Raw genomic sequence first — 19340 nt, 5'->3', positions numbered from 1 at the left:
GGTCAGCATTTGTTTTGACCCAGGTCCGTGAGGTAGGTACGCTCAAGCCTTGTGCCTGGGGTGTGCCTGGGCTCGTGTGCGTGTCCTCAACCGCACGGCGAGTCCGTAAGTGACCACCGCAATCGAGGTTTCTTCCGCCTTACCGCGGGGGCTTCCAGTATTCGACACACCCGACCGCGTGGGTCGGTGCGTGTTTCAGGTTAGTTTCACGAACGGCACACAGAAACCGGAGAAGTAGTGCCTACGATCCAGCAGCTGGTCCGGAAGGGCCGGCAGGACAAGGTCGAGAAGAACAAGACGCCCGCGCTCGAGGGTTCGCCCCAGCGTCGCGGTGTCTGCACGCGTGTGTTCACGACCACCCCGAAGAAGCCGAACTCGGCGCTCCGTAAGGTCGCGCGTGTGCGTCTGACCTCCGGTATCGAGGTCACGGCCTACATCCCGGGTGAGGGGCACAACCTGCAGGAGCACTCCATCGTGCTCGTGCGTGGTGGCCGTGTGAAGGACCTGCCTGGTGTTCGTTACAAGATCATCCGCGGTTCGCTCGACACCCAGGGTGTCAAGAACCGCAAGCAGGCCCGCAGCCGCTACGGCGCCAAGAAGGAGAAGTAAGAATGCCTCGTAAGGGCCCCGCCCCGAAGCGCCCGGTCATCATCGACCCGGTCTACAGCTCTCCTCTTGTCACCTCGCTGATCAACAAGATCCTCCTCGACGGCAAGCGTTCCACCGCCGAGCGGATCGTGTACGGCGCCATGGAAGGCCTCCGCGAGAAGACCGGCGCTGACCCGGTCATCACGCTGAAGCGCGCGCTTGAGAACGTCAAGCCCTCGCTCGAGGTCAAGTCCCGCCGTGTCGGTGGCGCCACCTACCAGGTGCCGATCGAGGTCAAGCCCGGTCGCGCCGCCACCCTCGCCCTGCGCTGGGTCGTCGGTTACTCCCGCGCCCGCCGCGAGAAGACCATGACCGAGCGCCTCATGAACGAGCTGCTCGACGCCTCCAACGGTCTTGGCGCTGCCGTCAAGAAGCGCGAGGACACCCACAAGATGGCCGAGTCCAACAAGGCCTTCGCGCACTACCGCTGGTAGTCGCTCACCCCATCGAGACCGAGAGAAGATTGAGCCTTATGGCCACCACTTCGCTTGACCTGGCCAAGGTCCGCAACATCGGGATCATGGCCCACATCGACGCGGGCAAGACGACCACCACTGAGCGGATCCTCTTCTACACCGGCGTCTCGTACAAGATCGGTGAAGTCCACGACGGCGCTGCCACGATGGACTGGATGGAGCAGGAGCAGGAGCGCGGCATCACGATCACGTCCGCCGCGACGACCTGTCACTGGCCGCTCAATGATGTTGACCACACCATCAACATCATCGACACCCCGGGTCACGTCGACTTCACCGTCGAGGTGGAGCGTTCGCTCCGCGTCCTCGACGGTGCCGTCACCGTGTTCGACGGTGTGGCCGGCGTCGAGCCGCAGTCCGAGACCGTCTGGCGTCAGGCGGACCGCTACGGCGTCCCGCGCATCTGCTTCGTCAACAAGCTCGACCGCACCGGTGCCGACTTCTTCCGTTGCGTCGACATGATCGTCCAGCGCCTCGGCGCCGTCCCGATCGTGATGCAGCTCCCCATCGGAGCGGAGGCCGACTTCCGTGGCGTCGTCGACCTCGTGACGATGAAGGCCTTCGTGTACCCCGAAGAGGCCGTCAAGGGCGAGATGTACAACATCGTCGAGATCCCGGACAACCTCAAGGAGGCCGCCGAGGAATGGCGCGGCAAGCTCCTCGAGGCCGTCGCGGAGAACGACGACCAGATGATGGAGCTGTACCTCGAGGGCAACGAGCCCTCCGAGGACCAGCTGTACGAGGCGATCCGCCGGATCACCCTCGCCTCGAAGGGCTCGGCCGACTCCGTCACCGTGACCCCCGTCTTCTGTGGCACCGCGTTCAAGAACAAGGGCGTCCAGCCCCTGCTCGACGCCGTCGTCCGCTACCTGCCTTCCCCCCTGGACGTCGAGGCCATCGAGGGCCACGACGTCAAGGACCCGGAGCTGGTCATCAAGCGCAAGCCTTCGGACGACGAGCCGTTCTCCGGCCTGGCGTTCAAGATCGCGAGTGACCCGCACCTCGGCAAGCTCACCTTCGTCCGGATCTACTCCGGTCGCCTCGAGGCCGGCACCGCGGTGCTGAACTCGGTCAAGGGCAAGAAGGAGCGCATCGGCAAGATCTACCGTATGCACGCGAACAAGCGTGAGGAGATCGCGTCGGTGGGCGCCGGTGACATCGTCGCCGTCATGGGCCTGAAGCAGACCACCACGGGTGAGACGCTGTCCGACGACAAGAACCCGGTGATCCTGGAGTCCATGGACTTCCCGGCGCCGGTCATCCAGGTCGCCATCGAGCCCAAGTCCAAGGGTGACCAGGAGAAGCTGGGTGTCGCCATCCAGCGGCTCTCGGAGGAGGACCCCTCCTTCCAGGTGCACTCCGACGAGGAGACCGGCCAGACCATCATCGGTGGTATGGGTGAGCTCCACCTCGAGGTGCTCGTCGACCGCATGAAGCGCGAGTTCCGCGTCGAGGCGAACGTCGGCAAGCCCCAGGTCGCCTACCGCGAGACGATCCGCAAGACCGTCGAGCGCATCGACTACACGCACAAGAAGCAGACTGGTGGTACCGGCCAGTTCGCGAAGGTGCAGATCGCCCTCGAGCCCATCGAGGGTGGCGACGCCTCCTACGAGTTCGTCAACAAGGTCACCGGTGGCCGCATCCCCCGTGAGTACATTCCCTCGGTGGACGCGGGTGCCCAGGAAGCCATGCAGTTCGGCATCCTGGCCGGCTACGAGATGGTCGGCGTCCGCGTCACCCTTCTCGACGGTGGTTACCACGAGGTCGACTCCTCGGAGCTCGCCTTCAAGATCGCCGGTTCGCAGGCGTTCAAGGAGGGTGCCCGCAAGGCGTCCCCCGTGCTCCTCGAGCCGATGATGGCCGTCGAGGTCACCACGCCCGAGGACTACATGGGCGATGTCATCGGCGACCTCAACTCCCGCCGTGGCCAGATCCAGGCCATGGAGGAGCGCAGCGGCGCTCGCGTCGTGAAGGGCCTCGTGCCCCTCTCGGAGATGTTCGGCTACGTCGGAGACCTCCGCAGCAAGACCTCGGGTCGCGCAAGCTACTCGATGCAGTTCGACTCCTACGCCGAGGTTCCGCGGAACGTCGCCGAGGAGATCATCGCGAAGGCCAAGGGCGAGTAACTCTTCCGAGCTCACGCTTTAGGCTTGTCACCGGAGCCCGGTACGGCATTCGCCGCGACGCGCGAGCGGCGCGGCGAATGCCCCCGGCACCGGCATTCCAGCAAAGATCACCTGGCGCCGATGAAGCAAGGCGTACAGAACCACTCAGGAGGACCCCAGTGGCGAAGGCAAAGTTCGAGCGGACTAAGCCGCACGTCAACATCGGCACCATCGGTCACATCGACCACGGTAAGACGACCCTCACGGCCGCCATTACCAAGGTGCTGCACGACGCGTACCCGGACCTGAACGAGGCCTCGGCCTTCGACCAGATCGACAAGGCTCCTGAGGAGCGCCAGCGCGGTATCACCATCTCCATCGCGCACGTCGAGTACCAGACGGAGTCGCGTCACTACGCGCACGTCGACTGCCCGGGTCACGCGGACTACATCAAGAACATGATCACGGGTGCGGCGCAGATGGACGGCGCCATCCTCGTGGTCGCGGCCACCGACGGCCCGATGCCGCAGACCAAGGAGCACGTGCTCCTGGCCCGCCAGGTAGGCGTGCCGTACATCGTCGTCGCGCTGAACAAGGCCGACATGGTGGACGACGAGGAGATCCTGGAGCTCGTCGAGCTCGAGGTCCGTGAGCTCCTCTCCGAGTACGAGTTCCCGGGCGACGACCTTCCGGTCGTCAAGGTCTCGGCGCTCAAGGCCCTCGAGGGCGACGCCGAGTGGGGCCAGACCGTTCTCGACCTGATGAAGGCCGTCGACGAGTCCATCCCGCAGCCCGAGCGTGACGTCGAGAAGCCGTTCCTCATGCCGATCGAGGACGTCTTCACGATCACCGGTCGCGGTACGGTCGTCACCGGCCGCATCGAGCGTGGTGTCCTCAAGGTCAACGAGACCGTTGACATCGTGGGCATCAAGCAGGAGAAGACCACCACCACGGTCACCGGCATCGAGATGTTCCGCAAGCTGCTCGACGAGGGCCAGGCCGGTGAGAACGTCGGTCTGCTGCTTCGTGGCATCAAGCGCGAGGACGTCGAGCGCGGCCAGGTCATCATCAAGCCGGGTTCGGTCACGCCGCACACCGAGTTCCAGGCCCAGGCCTACATCCTGTCGAAGGACGAGGGTGGCCGTCACACCCCCTTCTTCAACAACTACCGCCCGCAGTTCTACTTCCGTACCACGGACGTGACGGGCGTTGTGACCCTTCCCGAGGGCACCGAGATGGTCATGCCGGGTGACAACACCCTCATGGACGTCGCGCTGATCCAGCCGGTCGCCATGGAAGAGGGCCTGAAGTTCGCCATCCGTGAGGGTGGCCGGACCGTGGGCGCCGGCCAGGTTACCAAGATCGTCAAGTAATCACCTGACGGTCTGACCTGGTCGCTCCGCACAGAGCACCAAGAAGGGCCCCGTACCTCTCGCAGGAGAGGTACGGGGCCCTTCGGCGTGTGCGGGATGGGTGCGGCTGGTCACCACGGAACCCTCACGCGGGCGTCACGAGGTGTTCCGCTACCTTGTTCGAAATCGCATCCGTGGGACGAAAGCGGCCCGGGGGCCCGGCCGTTGGACGAGTGGGGGAGAGCAGTGAGTGCCAGCAAGCCGTCGGAGGGGCAGTCCGACCACGGTGACGGACCGGCGCCCGTGCCCGAGGAGCAATGGGCGGAGCTGGTGCAGCAGTTGGAGGGCGGCGGGGCCGACGCCCCTAAGGAGCCCTCGGCCCGCGCCCGCATGGTGACGGCGAGGCTGCGCGCCCTGGACGAGGAGGCCGCCCGCACGCAGCGTGGCCGGCGTCGCTGGGGCAGGAAGCGCAAGCCGGCCCAGCCGTGGCAGCCGGAGGGCTGGCGTACCGGGCCCACCTGGCAGGAGATGAACGGCCGCGCACGGCGGAAGCGGCGTGTCGCCGGCACGCTCGGGTTCGTCGCGGTGGTGGGGATCCTCCTCGTCGCCATGCGCCCGAGCCTGCTGACCGACCACCTTCCGGGGGGTGGCGACTCCGCCGACGCGGGGCCGCTGCCCGCCGAGACCGCACCGCCCACCGCCGCGCCCGCTGGGTCCGACCCGGACCGGCCGACGGTCGAGGAGCCGTTCCGCGGTTCGCCCGCGCTCCACTGGGCGGACGGTGCGGAGGGGATAGCCGTCCCGGAGGCCAGGGCGATCGGAGGGATGAGCGAGGCGCAGGTCGGGGAGTTCCTCCGCACGACCCGGCGGTTCCTGGTCGCCGCCAACCTCGACCCGGCCACCCTGCGGGGCGAGAAGCCGCGCGAGGCGCTGGCGCTCCTCGATCCCCAGCAGAAGGACGTGCAGGACATGCTGGCCGCCGCATGGACCCGGCCGGACGAGAGACACGACCCGCTGGCGCTGTTCACCCGCATCGACCCGGACGACGCCCGGCCGATGGGGGACGTGGTCAAGACCCGGGGAAGGATGACCCTGGAAGCCGGGAGGGAGGGCACCGTCGAGGCCCACGCCGACTACACCTTCGTGTACCCCGTGCTGAAGGCGCGCACCCAGGACGAGGTGACGCGCACCATCGTGCGGCGGCGGCTGACGACCGTGCTGTACGACCCGGAGCGTTTCCGGACGACACCGGGCACGCTGTCGTTCTCGCGGTACGAGCAGTACGCCGGCAACACCGCTTGCGAGGTGTACGACGGCTTCCTGCACCCGTCCTTCCCGAGCGACGCTCCGGAGCCGGCGCCCACAGGCGCCGCCGTGGACCCGTACGACCGCAGCCGGGTGCCCACCGACGACGGCGCGTGCGGCACGGTCACGCGTACGTGAGCGGCCGTTCGACGTGAGGCCTCCACCGGGTCGTGCGTCCCCACGACCCGGTCGGCCCGTGGCCGAAGCCGGCCCGGACCGCCTTGCACGTGCACCGGGCCGGCGACGGCGCCGGACAGGGCGGCGAGCGCCGCCACGGTCAGCAGCCCGTACCGCCACGGTCAGCAGCCCGCGCCCCGGTTCCGCGTGGAGGCAGGGCCGGAAGGACGGAACCGTTCGCCGACCCGGGGACAGCCCTTCACCCGGCGGAGTACAGCCCACGAGGTGAGCCCTCGGCGAAGACCGGGGCGCACGGCGTCACGCGGGCCCGTCCATAGCCCGTCCGGCCCGTCCGGCCCGTCCGGGCCGTTCGGCCGGGCGGATGCCGGTTCTCCGCGGGTTCGCCGTCCGTCTGCGCGTCGCCGGCCGGCGGGAGTGCCGGGGCAGCTAGCTTTCCGTGTGCCGCCGCCGGGCTGAGCGGCCGCGTCTTTCCCCCGGGGGGCCTGAGAAAGAGGTCGACATGGTGTCTCGACGTGCCCGTCCGATGGTGGTGGGTCTGGTCGGTGCGGCCGCCTGCGCGAGTCTTGTACTCGGCGGAGCGGAGGCGTCCCCGGCTGCCGGGCGGACCGCGGCCGCGGTCACGGCCCCGGAGCCCGGTCCGCTCAACGCCCTCACCGATGTCCCCGGCATCCGTGTCGGTCAGGTGCAGTCGACACGCCCGCCCTACCTCACCGGAGCGACCGTCGTCCGTACGCCGGGCGAGCCACTGGCCGGCGTCGACGTACGCGGCGGCTCCCCCGGCACGTGGACGACCGACGTCCTCGCCCCCGTCAATGCCAACCCCGGGGTCGACGGACTCGTCCTGACCGGTGGCAGCGCCTGGGGCCTGGACGTCGGCGTCGGCGCGATGCACTGGCTGGAGGACCACGAAGGGGTCTCCCTCCCCATCGTGCCGGGGGCGGTCATCTGGGACCTCGGACGGGGAGGCAGCGACCGGGCACGGCCGACGGCCTCCTGGGGGTACCGGGCGATGCAGGCGGCCAAGGACGGCCCCGTGCGCCAGGGCACCGTCGGCGCCGGGACCGGAGCCCTCACCGGGGCCGGCACACTCAAGGGTGGTGTGGGCACGGCCAGCGTACGACTGGACGACGGGACCGTCGTCGGAGCACTTGTCGTGGTCAACGCCCTCGGATCCACCGTGGATCCGAAGGACTGCACGCTGTTGGGTGCCGCGCTGGGCATCGGCGACGAGTTCGCCGGGCTGCGCAAGCCGTCACGCGCCGAGTGCCGGCCGGTCACGGGCACGCCGGAGGAAGGGACGGACCCGGCCCACCACACCACGATCGCGATCGTCGCCACCAGCGCGGCCATGGAGAACGCGGCGCTGACCAGGATGGCCGCGGCAGCCCAGGACGGACTGGCCCGGGCGATCCACCCGTCGCACACCCTCTCCGACGGCGACACCATCTTCTCCGTGGCCACAGGCACCGGCCGGGGTCTGTCCAACGCCGACCCGGGCGACGAGGGGGCGCTCACCCGGATCGGCTCCGCGGCGGCCGACACCCTCTCCAGGGCCGTCGCCCACGCCATGCTCGAAGCCACGTCCGTGCGGCAGTACAGGAGCTACTGCGACACCTATCCCTCGGCCTGCGCGGACCTGCGTCGTTGACGACCCCGGGGCAGCCGGCCGGTACCCGCACGGCCGCCCCTCCGGTGCGGGTACCGGCCGGCTGCCCGACCGGTACCGGTACGGCCCCCGGGTCGCCGCTCAGCGGCAGGCCGGGGACCCGCCTCACATCAGCCGGTGGCAGTGGCCGAGCTGCCCCATGTTCATCTGGGACGTCGCCCGCCGCAGCATGCCCGCCTTCTGCTGAAGGGGCCGCTGCTGCTCGCCGTGCAGCGCGTTGAGCACCACCACGGCGCCGGTCAGGGCAGGCACCGCCCACTGGATGAGCTGCATCTGCTGCCGGGCCTTCTGCAGGTCCACGGGATGGTGTGCGGCCTTCTCGAGGTCCTCGGGGGCGCCGGAACTCGCCAGCTCCACCTTCTTGCCCAGGACCCGGCCGTAGGCGGAGGCCGCCAGAGCGGCACCGGTCAGCAGCGTCTTCGCCAGCGCCGAGGCCGCGACACCCTGCTGGGTCCTGACCCGGGCGGCGTTGGCGACGAGCAGACCGGTGCCGCCCATCAGGTGCAGCCCGATGGCCGCGGCGGCCACCGGCGTCCACTTCGCCCATCCTGCGCTGGCGATCCGGTCCGTCTCCGTCTCGCTCGCCCCCTCCGAGGCGGCTGCGCCGTTCAGCCCGACAGCACCCATCAGCGAGCCGCCGAACCAGGCGGCCAGACCGAGATCATGGATGCTGCGGATCACTGTGTTGCGTTCCGACATCGTCGCTCCTCTGTACGCGGAGTACCTGCGGATACCCACAGGTCCTTCTCCACGCTCGGTGGGATGGGAGCCGCCCACCACAGCTGTGGCGCATTCGGACGAAAGGCGCATCGCGGCAGGGGGCCGCAGCCCTCAGGTGACGGCGTGGACGCGGGTGTGGCAGTCGCGACAGCGCCCCGGCACGCGGGAGCGGAAGGCGCGGTCGCAGGTGTCGCAGTTCTGGAGCGGGATGACGAGGGCCCTGCGCACGGGCGCGAGCTCCTGCGCCCCGGGCAGCGGTGGTGGCAGAAGCGTGGTGATGCGGTGCCTCAGGAGCTTCGCCGGATGCCTCAGGGGGACGGGCAGGTCGGTGGTGAGCGCCTGGCGGACGGTGTCCGGGTGGGCGTCACGTTCGAGCCAGGTGGCGACGCCGGGAGCGAGGGCCTCGACGTCGCTCCCGGAGAGTGCCAGCTGGGGCACGTGGCGCCGCAGGTCGGCGAGGAGTGCGGCGGCTGCCCGGTGCAGCTCCGGTACGGCTGCCCGTGGCCGGGGGAGCGGCGGGGGCGCAGCCGTGCGCGCGGTGGGAGCCGGTACGCGGACGGGTGGGCGTGCGGGAGCGGGAGCGGGCGGCGGCGTCGGTGCCCGGCGGGCGGGCTGACGGACCACGGGCTGCGGTGCGGGGGCGACTGCTGCCGCGCGTGCCCGTGCGGGGACCGGCGGCGGTGCGGGTGCCGCGCGGCGCGCGGCCCGCTGCCGGGGAACCGCGAGGGCGGGGGCCTGGGCGCCGGGCTGGTTGTGGGAGACGGTACGGGTGACGATCCGGCCGTCGGGAAGGCGTACCCGGCTGCGGCGGAGGTAGCCGTTGGCCTCCAGCTCGCGCAGGGCGGCGGCGATGCGGGCCTCGCTCTCCGGGAAACGGCCCGTGAGCACCTTGATGCCGATCTTCGCCCCGGCGGGCAGTGACTGGATGTGCACGGCGAGCCCGATGGCGACGAGGGAGAGTCCCCGGTGGCGGCTGAGGTGGTTACCCACGACCGTGAAGCCCGCCGAGTGCCGGACGTTGCTGTGGATGACGCCGGACGACGGCGTGACGTCCCCGGATACGGGGGACGGCGCGCACGGGGGCGCGCTAACCTGCTGGGTACCCATCGGGAAGCTCCTACTTCCTCGGTGGTCAGGCCCTCGTTCGGGATTGCCGTCCCGGCGGGGGCCGTCGCATGTCTGTGATGGTCGCGCCGAGCATATGCCCGGCAACCCGTCCCAAATCCAGCCCAGTTGCCCTATGTCACCCGCGCGAGTGACCTGGACCTGGGCGGGGTCGGGTCGGGTGGGGAAGGTGATGTCCCTACGTTCTCAAGAGCTTTAGGTGTCGTGGGGGACCAGGACACGGTCCACCGGGTCGTGGGCCCCCACGACCCGGTGCGCCCGTCACGGGGCGAGGTCGATCTCCGCCCACACCGTCTTGCGCGGCACGGGTCCGGGGACGACACCCCAACGGTCCGCGAGCGTCGCGACGATCACCAGGCCGCGCCCGGATTCCTCCTCCGGACCGGGGACGGTCACGGCGCCGGGCGGCAGCCGTTCGCCCCTGGCGTCGGTCACCTCGATCCGCAGCACCGGGCCACGGACGCTGAGGCCCAGCCGGAAGTCCCGCCCGGGTACGCGGCCGTGGAACACGGCGTTGGCTGCCAGCTCGGCGACGATGTGCGCGGCAGCCTCCGTGGGCAGTCCCCAGTCGCCGAGGTGCGCCGTGGTGAGGAGGCGGGCGAGCCGGGCCGCCCGGCGGGTGGGGGAGAGCAGCACGGTGAACTGCCGGGTGAGAGCGGAATGTTCGGTTCGGGTGATTTCTCGATTCACGTCACTCACCGTGGTCGTTCCGTGCCTGCTCTTGGAAGGACTGACGCCCGTACGGAGAGCCCTTGTCCGGCTGAGGGTCCCCAGCGGTCCGGTCTGTACGCCGTGACCAGCCGGCACCGGGAGCCGTTGGACACGAGTACGACGGAGGTGGGCGCGCATGAGCGTGGACAGCGGTGAGGCGGGACAGGCGGAGGGGACGACGGACGGTGCGGACGGTCCGCGCTGGGACGCCGGCCTGGAGGACGACTCCGGTGCGGTGATGAAGGCGGTCGGCCGGCAGATCAAGCTCTGGCGCGAGGCCGCCGGCCTGCGACAGGCGGAGCTGGGCGCGGCCATCGGATACAGCGAGGAGATGGTCTCCTGCGTCGAGCGAGGCCGTCGGGCCCCGAAGCCCGAGTTCCTGGACAACGCGGACCGGGTTCTGGGGGCGGGCGGGAAGATCGCCGCGATGCAGGGGGACGTGGCGGAGGCCCGGTACCCGAAGAAGGTGCGGGATCTGGCCAAGTTGGAGGCCCAGGCAGGCGAGTTGGGCGCGTACAGCAACCACAACATGCATGGACTTCTCCAGACGGAGGAGTACGCGCGAGCACTGTTCGCCATGCGCCGACCGGCTTACGGCGAGGACGAGATCGACAGGCACGTGGCCGGACGCATGGCCCGACAGGTCATCTACGACCGTCGGCCCGCTCCTCTGCTCACGTTCGTCCTGGAAGAGGTGACGCTCCGGCGTCCGATCGGCGGCAGGATGGTGTTGCTACGCCAGCTTGAACGCCTCTCGGCGATCGGTCAGTTGCGGCATGTGGAGATCCAGGTGATGCCGACGGGATGTGAAGAGCACGCCGGAATGGCCGGAGAGCTCCGGGTACTGAAGATCAACGACGGCACGACGGTGGGCTACTCGGAAGCACAGCTCACCAGCCGTCTGATCTCCGATCCCAGGGAGGTCCAGATCCTTGAGATGCGGTATGGAATGATCCGTGCCCAGGCGCTCACACCGCGTGAGTCCCTGGCCTTCATCGAGAAAGTGCGGGGAGAGACATGATCCTCAAGTCCGCTGCCGGAGACGCTTCCGCGCTGATATGGCACAAGAGCAGCTACAGCAGCAATGACGGCCCCGACTGCGTCGAGGTCGCGACCGCCCCCCGTACGGTCCACGTGCGCGACTCCAAGAACGTGCGGGGCCCGCAGCTCGGGTTCACTCCCGGCGCATGGGCGGACTTCGTCTCGCACACAGCCGGAAGCTGACTCCACCGGTCACCACCCCGGAGGTCCCCCACCCGAGCCCGGGCGGGGGACCTCTGCGCGTTTCCTCGCGTACTGCCCGGCCGCCGGTCAGCCCGGGTGGCGGAGTCCCTCGATGAGGAGTGAGACCAGTCGGCGGGCGTCGTACTTCGCGTCGCTCTCCGCGCCGATGCAGAGGTTCCCGACGCCCCGCATGAGCTCGTAGGCCTTGAGGTCGGAGCGGATCTCGCCGGACTCGGCCGCCGCGTCCAGCAGTTGGCCGCACACGGGCAGCAGGCGGTCGAGGAAAGAGGCGTGCAGGGCCTCGAAGCCGGGGCTGTCGGACTGCAGGACGGCGGCGAGTCCGTGCTTGGTGACCAGGAAGTCGACGAAGAGGTCGACCCACCGCCCCAGTGCGGCGTGCGGCGTCGCACTGGTCGCCAGCAGGGCGGGACCGGCCTCGGCGCAGGCCTCGATCTGGTGCCGGTAGACGGCGACGATGAGATCCGCCCGCGTAGGGAAGTGGCGGTAGATCGTGCCCATTCCCACGCCGGCCCTGGCCGCGATGTCGCGTACCGGGGCCTCCACGCCGGATGCCACGAACGCGGCCGCGGCCGCGTCGAGCAGCGTCTCCTCGTTGCGCCGGGCGTCCGCCCGCTTGGACCTGGACCGGCCTGCGGCCTGCCCCGCGCCCTCGTCGATGTCGTTCACCGCGCCACTCCGTCCCGTGCTGGTTCCCTCGCCGGCCTTGCAAAGCGGAACACTGCTCCGTATCGTTAGCGGAGCAGGGTTCCGCTTGCTCATGATGTCAGAGCGGGGGCCTGCGGCCAAGCCATGCGTGTGCCACCACGCTCTCACCCTCAACGGAGGAACACGGCATGCAGTACCGCACTCTGGGCCGCACCGGCGTCCAGGTCAGCTCCCTCGCGCTCGGCGCGATGAACTTCGGCGCCATCGGGCGCACCACCCAGGACGAGGCCACCGCCATCGTCGACGCCGCTCTCGAAGGCGGCATCAATGTCATCGACACCGCCGACATGTACAGCGGCGGCGAGTCGGAGGAGATGGTCGGCAAGGCCATCGCCGGCCGCCGCGACGACATCGTGCTGGCCACCAAGGTGAGCCTGCCGATGGGCGGCGAGCGCAACCACCGGGGCGCCTCGCGCCGCTGGCTGGTCACCGAACTGGACAACAGCCTGCGCCGCCTCGGCGTCGACCACGTCGACCTCTACCAGATCCACCGGTGGGACCCGCGCACCAGCGACGAGGAGACCCTGTCGGCGCTGACCGATCTGCAGCGCGCGGGAAAGATCCGCTACTTCGGCTCCTCGACCTTCCCCGCGTACCGCATCGTGCAGGGGCAGTGGGCCGCGCGGGAACACCGCCTCGGCCGGTACGTCACGGAACAGCCGAGCTACTCGATCCTGCAGCGCGGCATCGAGACCGACGTGCTGCCCGTGACCCAGGAGTACGGGCTCGGTGTGCTCGCCTGGAGCCCGCTGGCCTCGGGCTGGCTGTCCGGTGCGGTCCGTGAGGGCCGGCCCGTCACCACAAGCCGCTCCACGATCATGCCGGACCGGTTCGACCTGTCCCTCCCCGCCAACCGGGCCAGGCTCGACGCCGTCGAGAAGGTGGCCGCGGTCGCCGACGAGGCCGGACTGACCATGATCCAGCTGGCGCTGGCGTTCGTGACCGCGCACCCCGCCGTGACGAGCGCGATCATCGGCCCCCGCACCCTGGAGCACCTGCACGCTCAGCTCGCCGCCGCCGACACCGTGCTCTCCGCCGACGTGCTCGACGCGATCGACGGGATCGTCGCCCCTGGAGTGGATCTCGCCGCGCACGAGAAGAACGACACCCGGCCGGCGCTGCTCGACCCGGCCCTTCGCCGCCGCTGAGCATCCGAGGCCGCCGGCCGGGGCGGCCGGCTCGGCTCCGGTGGGAGAGCGGCGTACACGTACCCCTGCTCCCCCGCGTCCCGGGGGGAAGCCGGGGCTCTCGTGGCCGCCGCCGGTCGAAGCGGCCCCGTCACACGGACGGGCCGGTGAGCCCGCGGTGCCGGCACGGGCCAGGAGCCGGGCGGGTACCGCAGGGGTGCGCGCCCGGTACGGCCCCGACTCCTACGAGGCCTCGGTGAAGACGTCCTCGGCCGTCGCGGCGGTGAGCGCGCGCATCAGCCAGCGGTCGAGCGTCTCCGCGTCGGTGCAGGCGTGCACGCGGTCACGGACGGCATCGGTGACCGCGACACCGCGGCGCTCCAGCACCTTCACCACGGCCTCCGCCAGGCCCTTCGCCTTACCCTCCGCCATGCCCTTGGCCAGGCCTTCGGCGCGCAACCGCTGGGAGGTCTCCGAGCGGAAGAATGAGAGGTCGATGGCCATGAGGTCCCTCCAGATCTGAGCGGCCGGGGTCGTACCCAGGCCGAGTTCGGTGAGTTCGCCGAAGACGAGTGCGGTGTCTTCGTCGACTGTCTTCAACGCGGTGGCCAGCGCTTCGAGTATGGCAGGCGCATTCACGTCCTTACCATGTGTAATCGCCGAAAAGGTGGCCAGGGGGAGATCGCGCGCCGCCACCGACGGATCGGTCACCGCCGGCACGTTGTGCGGGCCCAGAACCAGCGGCCGTGCGGTGAGCGACGGCCATTCCGGCGGTCCGACGTGAATGGGCCGCGCGGCCCATCGCGCCGTGGGCTCGTCCTGGCAGACGACGAGCAGCACGGGATCGATGCCGTACTTGGCGTTGAGGTGGGCGAGGTAGTACGTCCAACTGCTGGGCTTGGCGGGGTCCTTCCTGCCCTGCGCCTCGACGGCCAGGAGGTAGGGCCTGCCGTCGGCCGTCTCCACCCGCAGCAAGGTGTCGAGGCGCCGTTCCAGGGGCTGGGTCTCGGTGAGATCCGTCGTGAGGACCGAGACCGCGACCGTCTCGGGGAAAGGGATGCCCAGTGTCCTGAACGTCCTCGTGAAGATGCCCGGGTCTTCCTGGAAGATCCGGTGCATCGCCTCGTGCGATGAATTGACCATGATCCGGACCCTAGGGGGGAGGATTCGCCTGACATATGCCGGATCGCGATCTTTTCACCCGATTCGGTGACGCATCGCACGATTGCGCGATGACCGGGGAGGGGTCCGAGGGGGCTCCGAAAAGGCGCTTGCGTTTGAGTGCTCCCACGCAAGGGGTAGGATCCTCAGCCCGATTGGCCAGGCCGCCGACCCGTATGGCACACTAGCCAGGTTGCTCGGTTGAGTGTCAATGCTGCGCGCCTCCCGCCGGGAGGACCGGAAGCGAGTCCCACAGTACTCGTCGGCCCCCAGGGCCGGACGTACGGGAATCTTCCGGGAAGCGTCAGTGGGGCACCGACCAGGCGCCCGGTGGGGTTTCGCCCCCGGCAGCGCGGTTTCGGCCCGCACCCCCTTGGTTGGGAAATCCTTCGGGACTTCTACGTAGAGGGGATGCGACACGCCCGACCGCGTGGGTCGGAGGCGGAGTTACGAGAACTCCCGGGAGCCAGAGCGTGATCGAGAGACAGGACTACTAGTAGCCATGGCGGGACAGAAGATCCGCATCCGGCTCAAGGCCTACGACCACGAGGTCATCGACTCCTCGGCGAAGAAGATCGTCGAGACGGTGACCCGCACTGGTGCGTCGGTCGCAGGCCCGGTGCCGCTGCCCACTGAGAAGAACGTGTACTGCGTCATCAAGTCGCCGCACAAGTACAAGGACTCGCGCGAGCACTTCGAGATGCGCACGCACAAGCGCCTCATCGACATCCTCGACCCCACGCCGAAGACGGTCGACTCGCTCATGCGTCTCGACCTGCCGGCGGGCGTCGACATCGAGATCAAGCTCTGAGGTGACGCGCGAGATGGCAAAGAACATTAAGGGCGTCCTGGGCGAGAAGCTCGGCATGACCCAGGTCTGGGACGAGAACAACCGGGTCGTCCCGGTGACCGTCGTCAAGGCCGGGCCCTGTGTCGTCACCCAGGTCCGCACCAACGACAGCGACGGCTACGAGTCGGTCCAGATCGCCTTCGGCGAGATCGACCCGCGCAAGGTGAACAAGCCCCTCAAGGGTCACTTCGCCAAGGCCGACGTCACCCCGCGCCGCCACCTGGTGGAGCTCCGCACCCCTGACGCCAGCGAGTACACGCTGGGCCAGGAGGTCACTGCCGAGGTGTTCGAGTCCGGCGTCAAGGTCGACGTCACGGGCAACAGCAAGGGCAAGGGCTTCGCCGGTGTCATGAAGCGTCACAACTTCAAGGGCCTCGGCGCCGGACACGGCGTCCAGCGCAAGCACCGTTCCCCCGGTTCGATCGGTGGCTGCGCCACCCCTGGGCGTGTCTTCAAGGGCATGCGCATGGCCGGCCGGATGGGCAACGAGCGCGTCACCACCCAGAACCTGACCATCCACGCGGTTGACGCGGAGAAGGGTCTGCTCCTCATCAAGGGCGCGGTCCCCGGTCCGAACGGCGGCCTCGTCCTGGTCCGTACCGCGGCCAAGGGGGCTTGAGGTAATGAGCACCATTGACATCCTTTCGCCGGCAGGCGACAAGGCCGGTACCGTCGAGCTCCCCGCGGAGATCTTCGACGCGAAGACCAGCGTTCCGCTGATCCACCAGGTCGTCGTCGCACAGCTGGCAGCTGCCCGTCAGGGCACGCACAAGACCAAGACCCGCGGCGAAGTCCGTGGTGGTGGGCGCAAGCCGTACCGCCAGAAGGGCACCGGCCGCGCGCGCCAGGGTTCGACCCGTGCGCCGCAGTTCGCCGGCGGTGGCGTCGTCCACGGCCCGCAGCCGCGTGACTACTCCCAGCGCACCCCCAAGAAGATGAAGGCCGCCGCCCTGCGCGGTGCCCTCTCGGACCGGGCGCGTCACTCCCGCATCCACGTCGTCACCGGCGTGGTCGAGGGTGGGATCTCCACCAAGGCCGCCAAGACGCTGCTCGGCAAGATCTCGGAGCGCAGCAACCTGCTCCTGGTCGTCGAGCGTGCCGACGAGGCCGCGTGGCTGTCCGCGCGCAACCTGCCCCAGGTGCACATCCTGGAGCCGGGCCAGCTGAACACGTACGACGTGATCGTCTCTGACGACGTGGTCTTCACCCAGGCCGCTTTCGAGTCCTTCGTGTCTGGCCCCCAGACCGCTGAGACCGAAGGGAGCGCCGCCTGATGAGTGAGGCGACCGTTACCAGCAAGACCTACTCGGACCCGCGCGACGTTCTCGTCAAGCCGGTCGTTTCCGAGAAGAGCTACGCGCTGCTCGACGAGAACAAGTACACGTTCATCGTCGCGCCCGGCTCCAACAAGACCCAGATCAAGCAGGCCGTGGAAGCGGTCTTCTCGGTCAAGGTCACCGGGGTCAACACGATCAACCGGCAGGGCAAGCGCAAGCGCACCAAGACCGGCTTCGGCAAGCGCGCTGACACCAAGCGCGCCATCGTGACCCTCGCCGAGGGCGACCGTATCGACATCTTCGGCGGCCCGACCTCCTAGTGAGGTCGAGTCGTCCAGGATCCGGAATTCTTCCGAGGACTGAGAGACAATGGGTATCCGCAAGTACAAGCCGACGACCCCGGGCCGTCGTGGCTCCAGCGTCGCCGACTTTGTCGAGATCACGCGGTCCACGCCGGAGAAGTCGCTGGTCCGCCCCCTGCACAGCAAGGGCGGCCGTAACAACGCCGGTCGTGTGACCGTTCGCCACCAGGGTGGTGGCCACAAGCGCGCCTACCGTGTGATCGACTTCCGTCGTCACGACAAGGACGGCGTGCCGGCCAAGGTCGCGCACATCGAGTACGACCCGAACCGCACCGCGCGCATCGCGCTGCTGCACTACGCGGACGGCGAGAAGCGTTACATCGTCGCCCCCCGTGGTCTGTCGCAGGGTGACCGCGTCGAGAACGGGCCGACCGCAGACATCAAGCCGGGCAACAACCTGGCGCTGCGCAACATCCCGGTCGGTACGACCATCCACGCCATCGAGCTGCGGCCCGGCGGCGGCGCGAAGTTCGCCCGTTCCGCGGGTGCCTCCGTGCAGCTGCTGGCGAAGGAGGGCACCATGGCCCACCTTCGTATGCCGTCCGGAGAGATCCGGCTGGTCGACGCCCGCTGCCGCGCCACCATCGGCGAGGTCGGCAACGCCGAGCAGTCGAACATCAACTGGGGCAAGGCCGGCCGCATGCGCTGGAAGGGCGTCCGCCCGACCGTCCGCGGTGTCGCGATGAACCCGGTTGACCACCCGCACGGTGGTGGTGAAGGCAAGACCTCCGGTGGACGTCACCCGGTCTCGCCGTGGGGTCAGAAGGAGGGTCGTACTCGCTCGCCGAAGAAGGCATCGAGCAAGTACATCGTCCGCCGCCGCAAGACGAACAAGAAGCGCTAGGAGCGGGTTTAGATGCCGCGCAGTCTCAAGAAGGGGCCCTTCGTCGACGGCCACCTCATCAAGAAGGTGGACGTACAGAACGAGGCCGGCACCAAGAACGTCATCAAGACCTGGTCCCGTCGCTCGATGATCGTCCCGGCCATGCTGGGTCACACCATCGCGGTGCACAACGGCAAGATCCACGTCCCGGTGTTCGTCACCGAGTCGATGGTCGGCCACAAGCTCGGCGAGTTCTCGCCGACTCGCACCTTCCGCGGCCACGTCAAGGACGACCGGAAGTCGAAGCGCCGCTAACCGCGGGGTGGAAACGACTATGACTTACACCGAAGGGACAACCATGGAAGCCAGGGCCCAGGCGCGGTACATCCGCGTCACGCCCATGAAGGCCCGCCGAGTGGTGGACCTCATCCGTGGCATGGATGCCACGGAGGCTCAGGCGGTCCTGCGTTTCGCCCCGCAGGCCGCGAGCGTGCCGGTTGGCAAGGTGCTGGACAGCGCCATCGCCAACGCCGCACACAACTACGACCACACCGACGCCTCTTCGCTGGTCATCAGCGAGGCGTACGTGGACGAGGGCCCGACCCTGAAGCGGTTCCGTCCGCGTGCTCAGGGCCGTGCCTACCGGATCCGTAAGCGGACCAGCCACATCACCGTGGTCGTCAGCAGCAAGGAAGGAACCCGGTAATGGGCCAGAAGGTTAACCCGCATGGGTTCCGACTCGGCATTACCACGGACTTCAAGTCCCGTTGGTACGCCGACAAGCTGTACAAGGACTACGTCAAGGAAGACGTTGCCATTCGTCGCATGATGACGAAGGGCATGGAGCGGGCCGGCATTTCCAAGGTGGAGATCGAGCGCACCCGTGACCGCGTCCGCGTGGACATCCACACCGCCCGCCCGGGCATCGTCATCGGCCGCCGTGGCGCCGAGGCCGACCGCATCCGTGGCGAGCTGGAGAAGCTGACCGGCAAGCAGGTCCAGCTGAACATCCTCGAGGTCAAGAACCCCGAGGTGGACGCTCAGCTGGTGGCCCAGGCCGTCGCCGAGCAGCTCTCCTCCCGCGTCTCCTTCCGTCGTGCCATGCGCAAGAGCATGCAGAGCACGATGAAGGCCGGCGCCAAGGGCATCAAGATCCAGTGCGGTGGCCGCCTCGGCGGCGCCGAGATGTCCCGCTCGGAGTTCTACCGCGAGGGCCGCGTGCCCCTGCACACCCTCCGTGCGAACGTCGACTACGGCTTCTTCGAGGCCAAGACGACCTTCGGCCGCATCGGCGTGAAGGTCTGGATCTACAAGGGCGACGTCAAGAACATCGCCGAGGTTCGCGCCGAGAACGCCGCGGCCCGCGCCGGCAACCGTCCGGCTCGTGGCGGCGCCGACCGCCCGGCCGGCCGTGGTGGCCGTGGTGGCGAGCGTGGCGGCCGCGGCCGCAAGCCGCAGCAGTCCGCGCCGGCAGCGGAGGCCCCCAAGGCCGACGCTCCCGTCGCCGCTGCTCCGGCTGAGAGCACCGGAACGGAGGCCTGACC

Annotated in this window: 22 protein-coding genes; 17 read left to right on the top strand and 5 right to left on the bottom strand. The window is 69.1% G+C overall.

Translation table 11 applies throughout. The features are described from left to right. Positions 1–237: 237 nt before the first annotated feature. From rpsL to BA175_RS11325, 6 genes are all read left to right on the top strand, one after another. A complete protein-coding gene (gene rpsL, locus BA175_RS11350; RefSeq protein WP_003948652.1) occupies positions 238–609 on the top strand; it encodes a 30S ribosomal protein S12 in 372 nt (123 codons plus the stop codon). Between the two features lie 2 nt (positions 610–611). Next, positions 612–1082, top strand: coding sequence for a 30S ribosomal protein S7 (rpsG, locus tag BA175_RS11345; protein ID WP_018101248.1), 471 nt, complete (start codon positions 612–614; stop codon positions 1080–1082). Positions 1083–1120: 38 nt separating this feature from the next. Beyond that, on the top strand, positions 1121–3250 hold the full coding sequence (gene fusA / locus BA175_RS11340; RefSeq protein WP_069171167.1) for an elongation factor G: 2130 nt from the start codon (positions 1121–1123) through the stop codon (positions 3248–3250). A 158-nt stretch (positions 3251–3408) separates the two neighbouring features. Next, positions 3409–4602: an elongation factor Tu gene (tuf, locus tag BA175_RS11335; protein ID WP_069171166.1), complete on the top strand. Its 1194-nt coding sequence runs from the start codon at positions 3409–3411 to the stop codon at positions 4600–4602. A gap of 225 nt (positions 4603–4827) precedes the next feature. After that, the gene (locus BA175_RS11330; protein WP_069171165.1) at positions 4828–6024 is read left to right on the top strand and encodes a hypothetical protein; all 1197 of its coding nucleotides are present in this window, start codon (positions 4828–4830) and stop codon (positions 6022–6024) included. A 499-nt stretch (positions 6025–6523) separates the two neighbouring features. Further along, positions 6524–7672, top strand: a complete 1149-nt coding sequence (locus BA175_RS11325) for a P1 family peptidase (protein WP_254667852.1) — start codon at positions 6524–6526, stop codon at positions 7670–7672. Between the two features lie 123 nt (positions 7673–7795). On the opposite strand, the gene BA175_RS11320 is transcribed toward BA175_RS11325, so the two are convergent. The 3 genes from BA175_RS11320 to BA175_RS11310 all read right to left on the bottom strand — a co-directional run bounded on the left by BA175_RS11320 (position 7796) and on the right by BA175_RS11310 (position 10225). Further along, entirely contained in the window at positions 7796–8389 is a 594-nt protein-coding gene (locus BA175_RS11320; RefSeq protein ID WP_069171164.1) for a hypothetical protein, read from the bottom strand. A gap of 132 nt (positions 8390–8521) precedes the next feature. Continuing rightward, positions 8522–9517, bottom strand: a complete 996-nt coding sequence (locus tag BA175_RS11315) for a DNA-binding protein (RefSeq protein WP_069171163.1) — start codon at positions 9515–9517, stop codon at positions 8522–8524. A gap of 279 nt (positions 9518–9796) precedes the next feature. Then, positions 9797–10225 carry an ATP-binding protein gene (locus tag BA175_RS11310; RefSeq protein ID WP_069172056.1) on the bottom strand — a complete coding sequence of 143 codons (429 nt, stop codon included), beginning with the start codon at positions 10223–10225 and terminating at the stop codon, positions 9797–9799. Between the two features lie 157 nt (positions 10226–10382). Between BA175_RS11310 and BA175_RS11305 the strand changes: the two genes are divergently transcribed. After that, positions 10383–11267, top strand: a complete 885-nt coding sequence (locus BA175_RS11305) for a helix-turn-helix domain-containing protein (RefSeq protein ID WP_069171162.1) — start codon at positions 10383–10385, stop codon at positions 11265–11267. Continuing rightward, positions 11264–11470: a DUF397 domain-containing protein gene (locus BA175_RS11300; protein WP_069171161.1), complete on the top strand. Its 207-nt coding sequence runs from the start codon at positions 11264–11266 to the stop codon at positions 11468–11470. The genes BA175_RS11305 and BA175_RS11300 overlap by 4 nt, the downstream gene beginning before the upstream one ends. 87 nt (positions 11471–11557) lie before the next feature. Here BA175_RS11300 and BA175_RS11295 read toward each other — a convergent pair whose 3' ends face one another. Beyond that, positions 11558–12157: a TetR/AcrR family transcriptional regulator gene (locus BA175_RS11295; protein WP_069171160.1), complete on the bottom strand. Its 600-nt coding sequence runs from the start codon at positions 12155–12157 to the stop codon at positions 11558–11560. A 167-nt stretch (positions 12158–12324) separates the two neighbouring features. Here BA175_RS11295 and BA175_RS11290 point away from each other — a divergent pair, with 167 nt between their 5' ends. Further along, positions 12325–13344 carry an aldo/keto reductase gene (locus BA175_RS11290; RefSeq protein WP_069171159.1) on the top strand — a complete coding sequence of 340 codons (1020 nt, stop codon included), beginning with the start codon at positions 12325–12327 and terminating at the stop codon, positions 13342–13344. Positions 13345–13566: 222 nt separating this feature from the next. On the opposite strand, the gene BA175_RS11285 is transcribed toward BA175_RS11290, so the two are convergent. Continuing rightward, a complete protein-coding gene (locus tag BA175_RS11285) occupies positions 13567–14466 on the bottom strand; it encodes a hypothetical protein (RefSeq protein ID WP_069171158.1) in 900 nt (299 codons plus the stop codon). Between the two features lie 520 nt (positions 14467–14986). Here BA175_RS11285 and rpsJ point away from each other — a divergent pair. The 8 genes from rpsJ to rpsC are packed head-to-tail and all read left to right on the top strand — an operon-like array spanning position 14987 to position 19338. After that, positions 14987–15295 carry a 30S ribosomal protein S10 gene (gene rpsJ / locus BA175_RS11280; protein WP_003948644.1) on the top strand — a complete coding sequence of 103 codons (309 nt, stop codon included), beginning with the start codon at positions 14987–14989 and terminating at the stop codon, positions 15293–15295. 13 nt (positions 15296–15308) lie between these two features. Then, positions 15309–15953: a 50S ribosomal protein L3 gene (rplC, locus tag BA175_RS11275; RefSeq protein ID WP_069172055.1), complete on the top strand. Its 645-nt coding sequence runs from the start codon at positions 15309–15311 to the stop codon at positions 15951–15953. Positions 15954–15957: 4 nt separating this feature from the next. Continuing rightward, on the top strand, positions 15958–16608 hold the full coding sequence (gene rplD / locus BA175_RS11270) for a 50S ribosomal protein L4 (RefSeq protein ID WP_069171157.1): 651 nt from the start codon (positions 15958–15960) through the stop codon (positions 16606–16608). Further along, a complete protein-coding gene (gene rplW / locus BA175_RS11265) occupies positions 16608–16931 on the top strand; it encodes a 50S ribosomal protein L23 (protein ID WP_014154589.1) in 324 nt (107 codons plus the stop codon). Before rplD ends, rplW begins: the two co-directional genes overlap by 1 nt. 49 nt (positions 16932–16980) lie before the next feature. Further along, a complete protein-coding gene (gene rplB, locus BA175_RS11260) occupies positions 16981–17817 on the top strand; it encodes a 50S ribosomal protein L2 (protein ID WP_056796589.1) in 837 nt (278 codons plus the stop codon). Positions 17818–17829: 12 nt separating this feature from the next. Then, complete coding sequence (gene rpsS / locus BA175_RS11255; protein WP_003966956.1) at positions 17830–18111, top strand: 30S ribosomal protein S19; 282 nt, start codon at positions 17830–17832, stop codon at positions 18109–18111. Between the two features lie 43 nt (positions 18112–18154). Then, entirely contained in the window at positions 18155–18502 is a 348-nt protein-coding gene (gene rplV / locus BA175_RS11250; RefSeq protein ID WP_004571827.1) for a 50S ribosomal protein L22, read from the top strand. Further along, positions 18502–19338 carry a 30S ribosomal protein S3 gene (rpsC, locus tag BA175_RS11245; RefSeq protein ID WP_069171156.1) on the top strand — a complete coding sequence of 279 codons (837 nt, stop codon included), beginning with the start codon at positions 18502–18504 and terminating at the stop codon, positions 19336–19338. Before rplV ends, rpsC begins: the two co-directional genes overlap by 1 nt. Positions 19339–19340: the final 2 nt, after the last annotated feature.

Source organism: Streptomyces griseus, assembly GCF_001715295.1.
GTDB classification, from domain to species: domain Bacteria; phylum Actinomycetota; class Actinomycetes; order Streptomycetales; family Streptomycetaceae; genus Streptomyces; species Streptomyces griseus_G.
Note: the sequence above shows the minus strand (reverse complement) of the source record. Positions and strands in the feature narration are given on the sequence as shown.

Coding starts and splice junctions, on each gene's coding strand:
- BA175_RS11320 (WP_069171164.1), bottom strand. CDS start 8,389: ATGTCGGAACGCAACACAGTGATCCGCAGCATCCATGATCTCGGTCTG.
- BA175_RS11300 (WP_069171161.1), top strand. CDS start 11,264: ATGATCCTCAAGTCCGCTGCCGGAGACGCTTCCGCGCTGATATGGCAC.
- rplD (WP_069171157.1), top strand. CDS start 15,958: ATGAGCACCATTGACATCCTTTCGCCGGCAGGCGACAAGGCCGGTACC.
- rpsC (WP_069171156.1), top strand. CDS start 18,502: ATGGGCCAGAAGGTTAACCCGCATGGGTTCCGACTCGGCATTACCACG.
- BA175_RS11285 (WP_069171158.1), bottom strand. CDS start 14,466: ATGGTCAATTCATCGCACGAGGCGATGCACCGGATCTTCCAGGAAGAC.
- BA175_RS11325 (WP_254667852.1), top strand. CDS start 6,524: ATGGTGTCTCGACGTGCCCGTCCGATGGTGGTGGGTCTGGTCGGTGCG.
- BA175_RS11290 (WP_069171159.1), top strand. CDS start 12,325: ATGCAGTACCGCACTCTGGGCCGCACCGGCGTCCAGGTCAGCTCCCTC.
- BA175_RS11315 (WP_069171163.1), bottom strand. CDS start 9,517: ATGGGTACCCAGCAGGTTAGCGCGCCCCCGTGCGCGCCGTCCCCCGTA.
- rplB (WP_056796589.1), top strand. CDS start 16,981: ATGGGTATCCGCAAGTACAAGCCGACGACCCCGGGCCGTCGTGGCTCC.
- rplC (WP_069172055.1), top strand. CDS start 15,309: ATGGCAAAGAACATTAAGGGCGTCCTGGGCGAGAAGCTCGGCATGACC.
- rpsG (WP_018101248.1), top strand. CDS start 612: ATGCCTCGTAAGGGCCCCGCCCCGAAGCGCCCGGTCATCATCGACCCG.
- rplV (WP_004571827.1), top strand. CDS start 18,155: ATGGAAGCCAGGGCCCAGGCGCGGTACATCCGCGTCACGCCCATGAAG.
- rpsS (WP_003966956.1), top strand. CDS start 17,830: ATGCCGCGCAGTCTCAAGAAGGGGCCCTTCGTCGACGGCCACCTCATC.
- fusA (WP_069171167.1), top strand. CDS start 1,121: ATGGCCACCACTTCGCTTGACCTGGCCAAGGTCCGCAACATCGGGATC.
- rpsJ (WP_003948644.1), top strand. CDS start 14,987: ATGGCGGGACAGAAGATCCGCATCCGGCTCAAGGCCTACGACCACGAG.
- rplW (WP_014154589.1), top strand. CDS start 16,608: ATGAGTGAGGCGACCGTTACCAGCAAGACCTACTCGGACCCGCGCGAC.
- BA175_RS11305 (WP_069171162.1), top strand. CDS start 10,383: ATGAGCGTGGACAGCGGTGAGGCGGGACAGGCGGAGGGGACGACGGAC.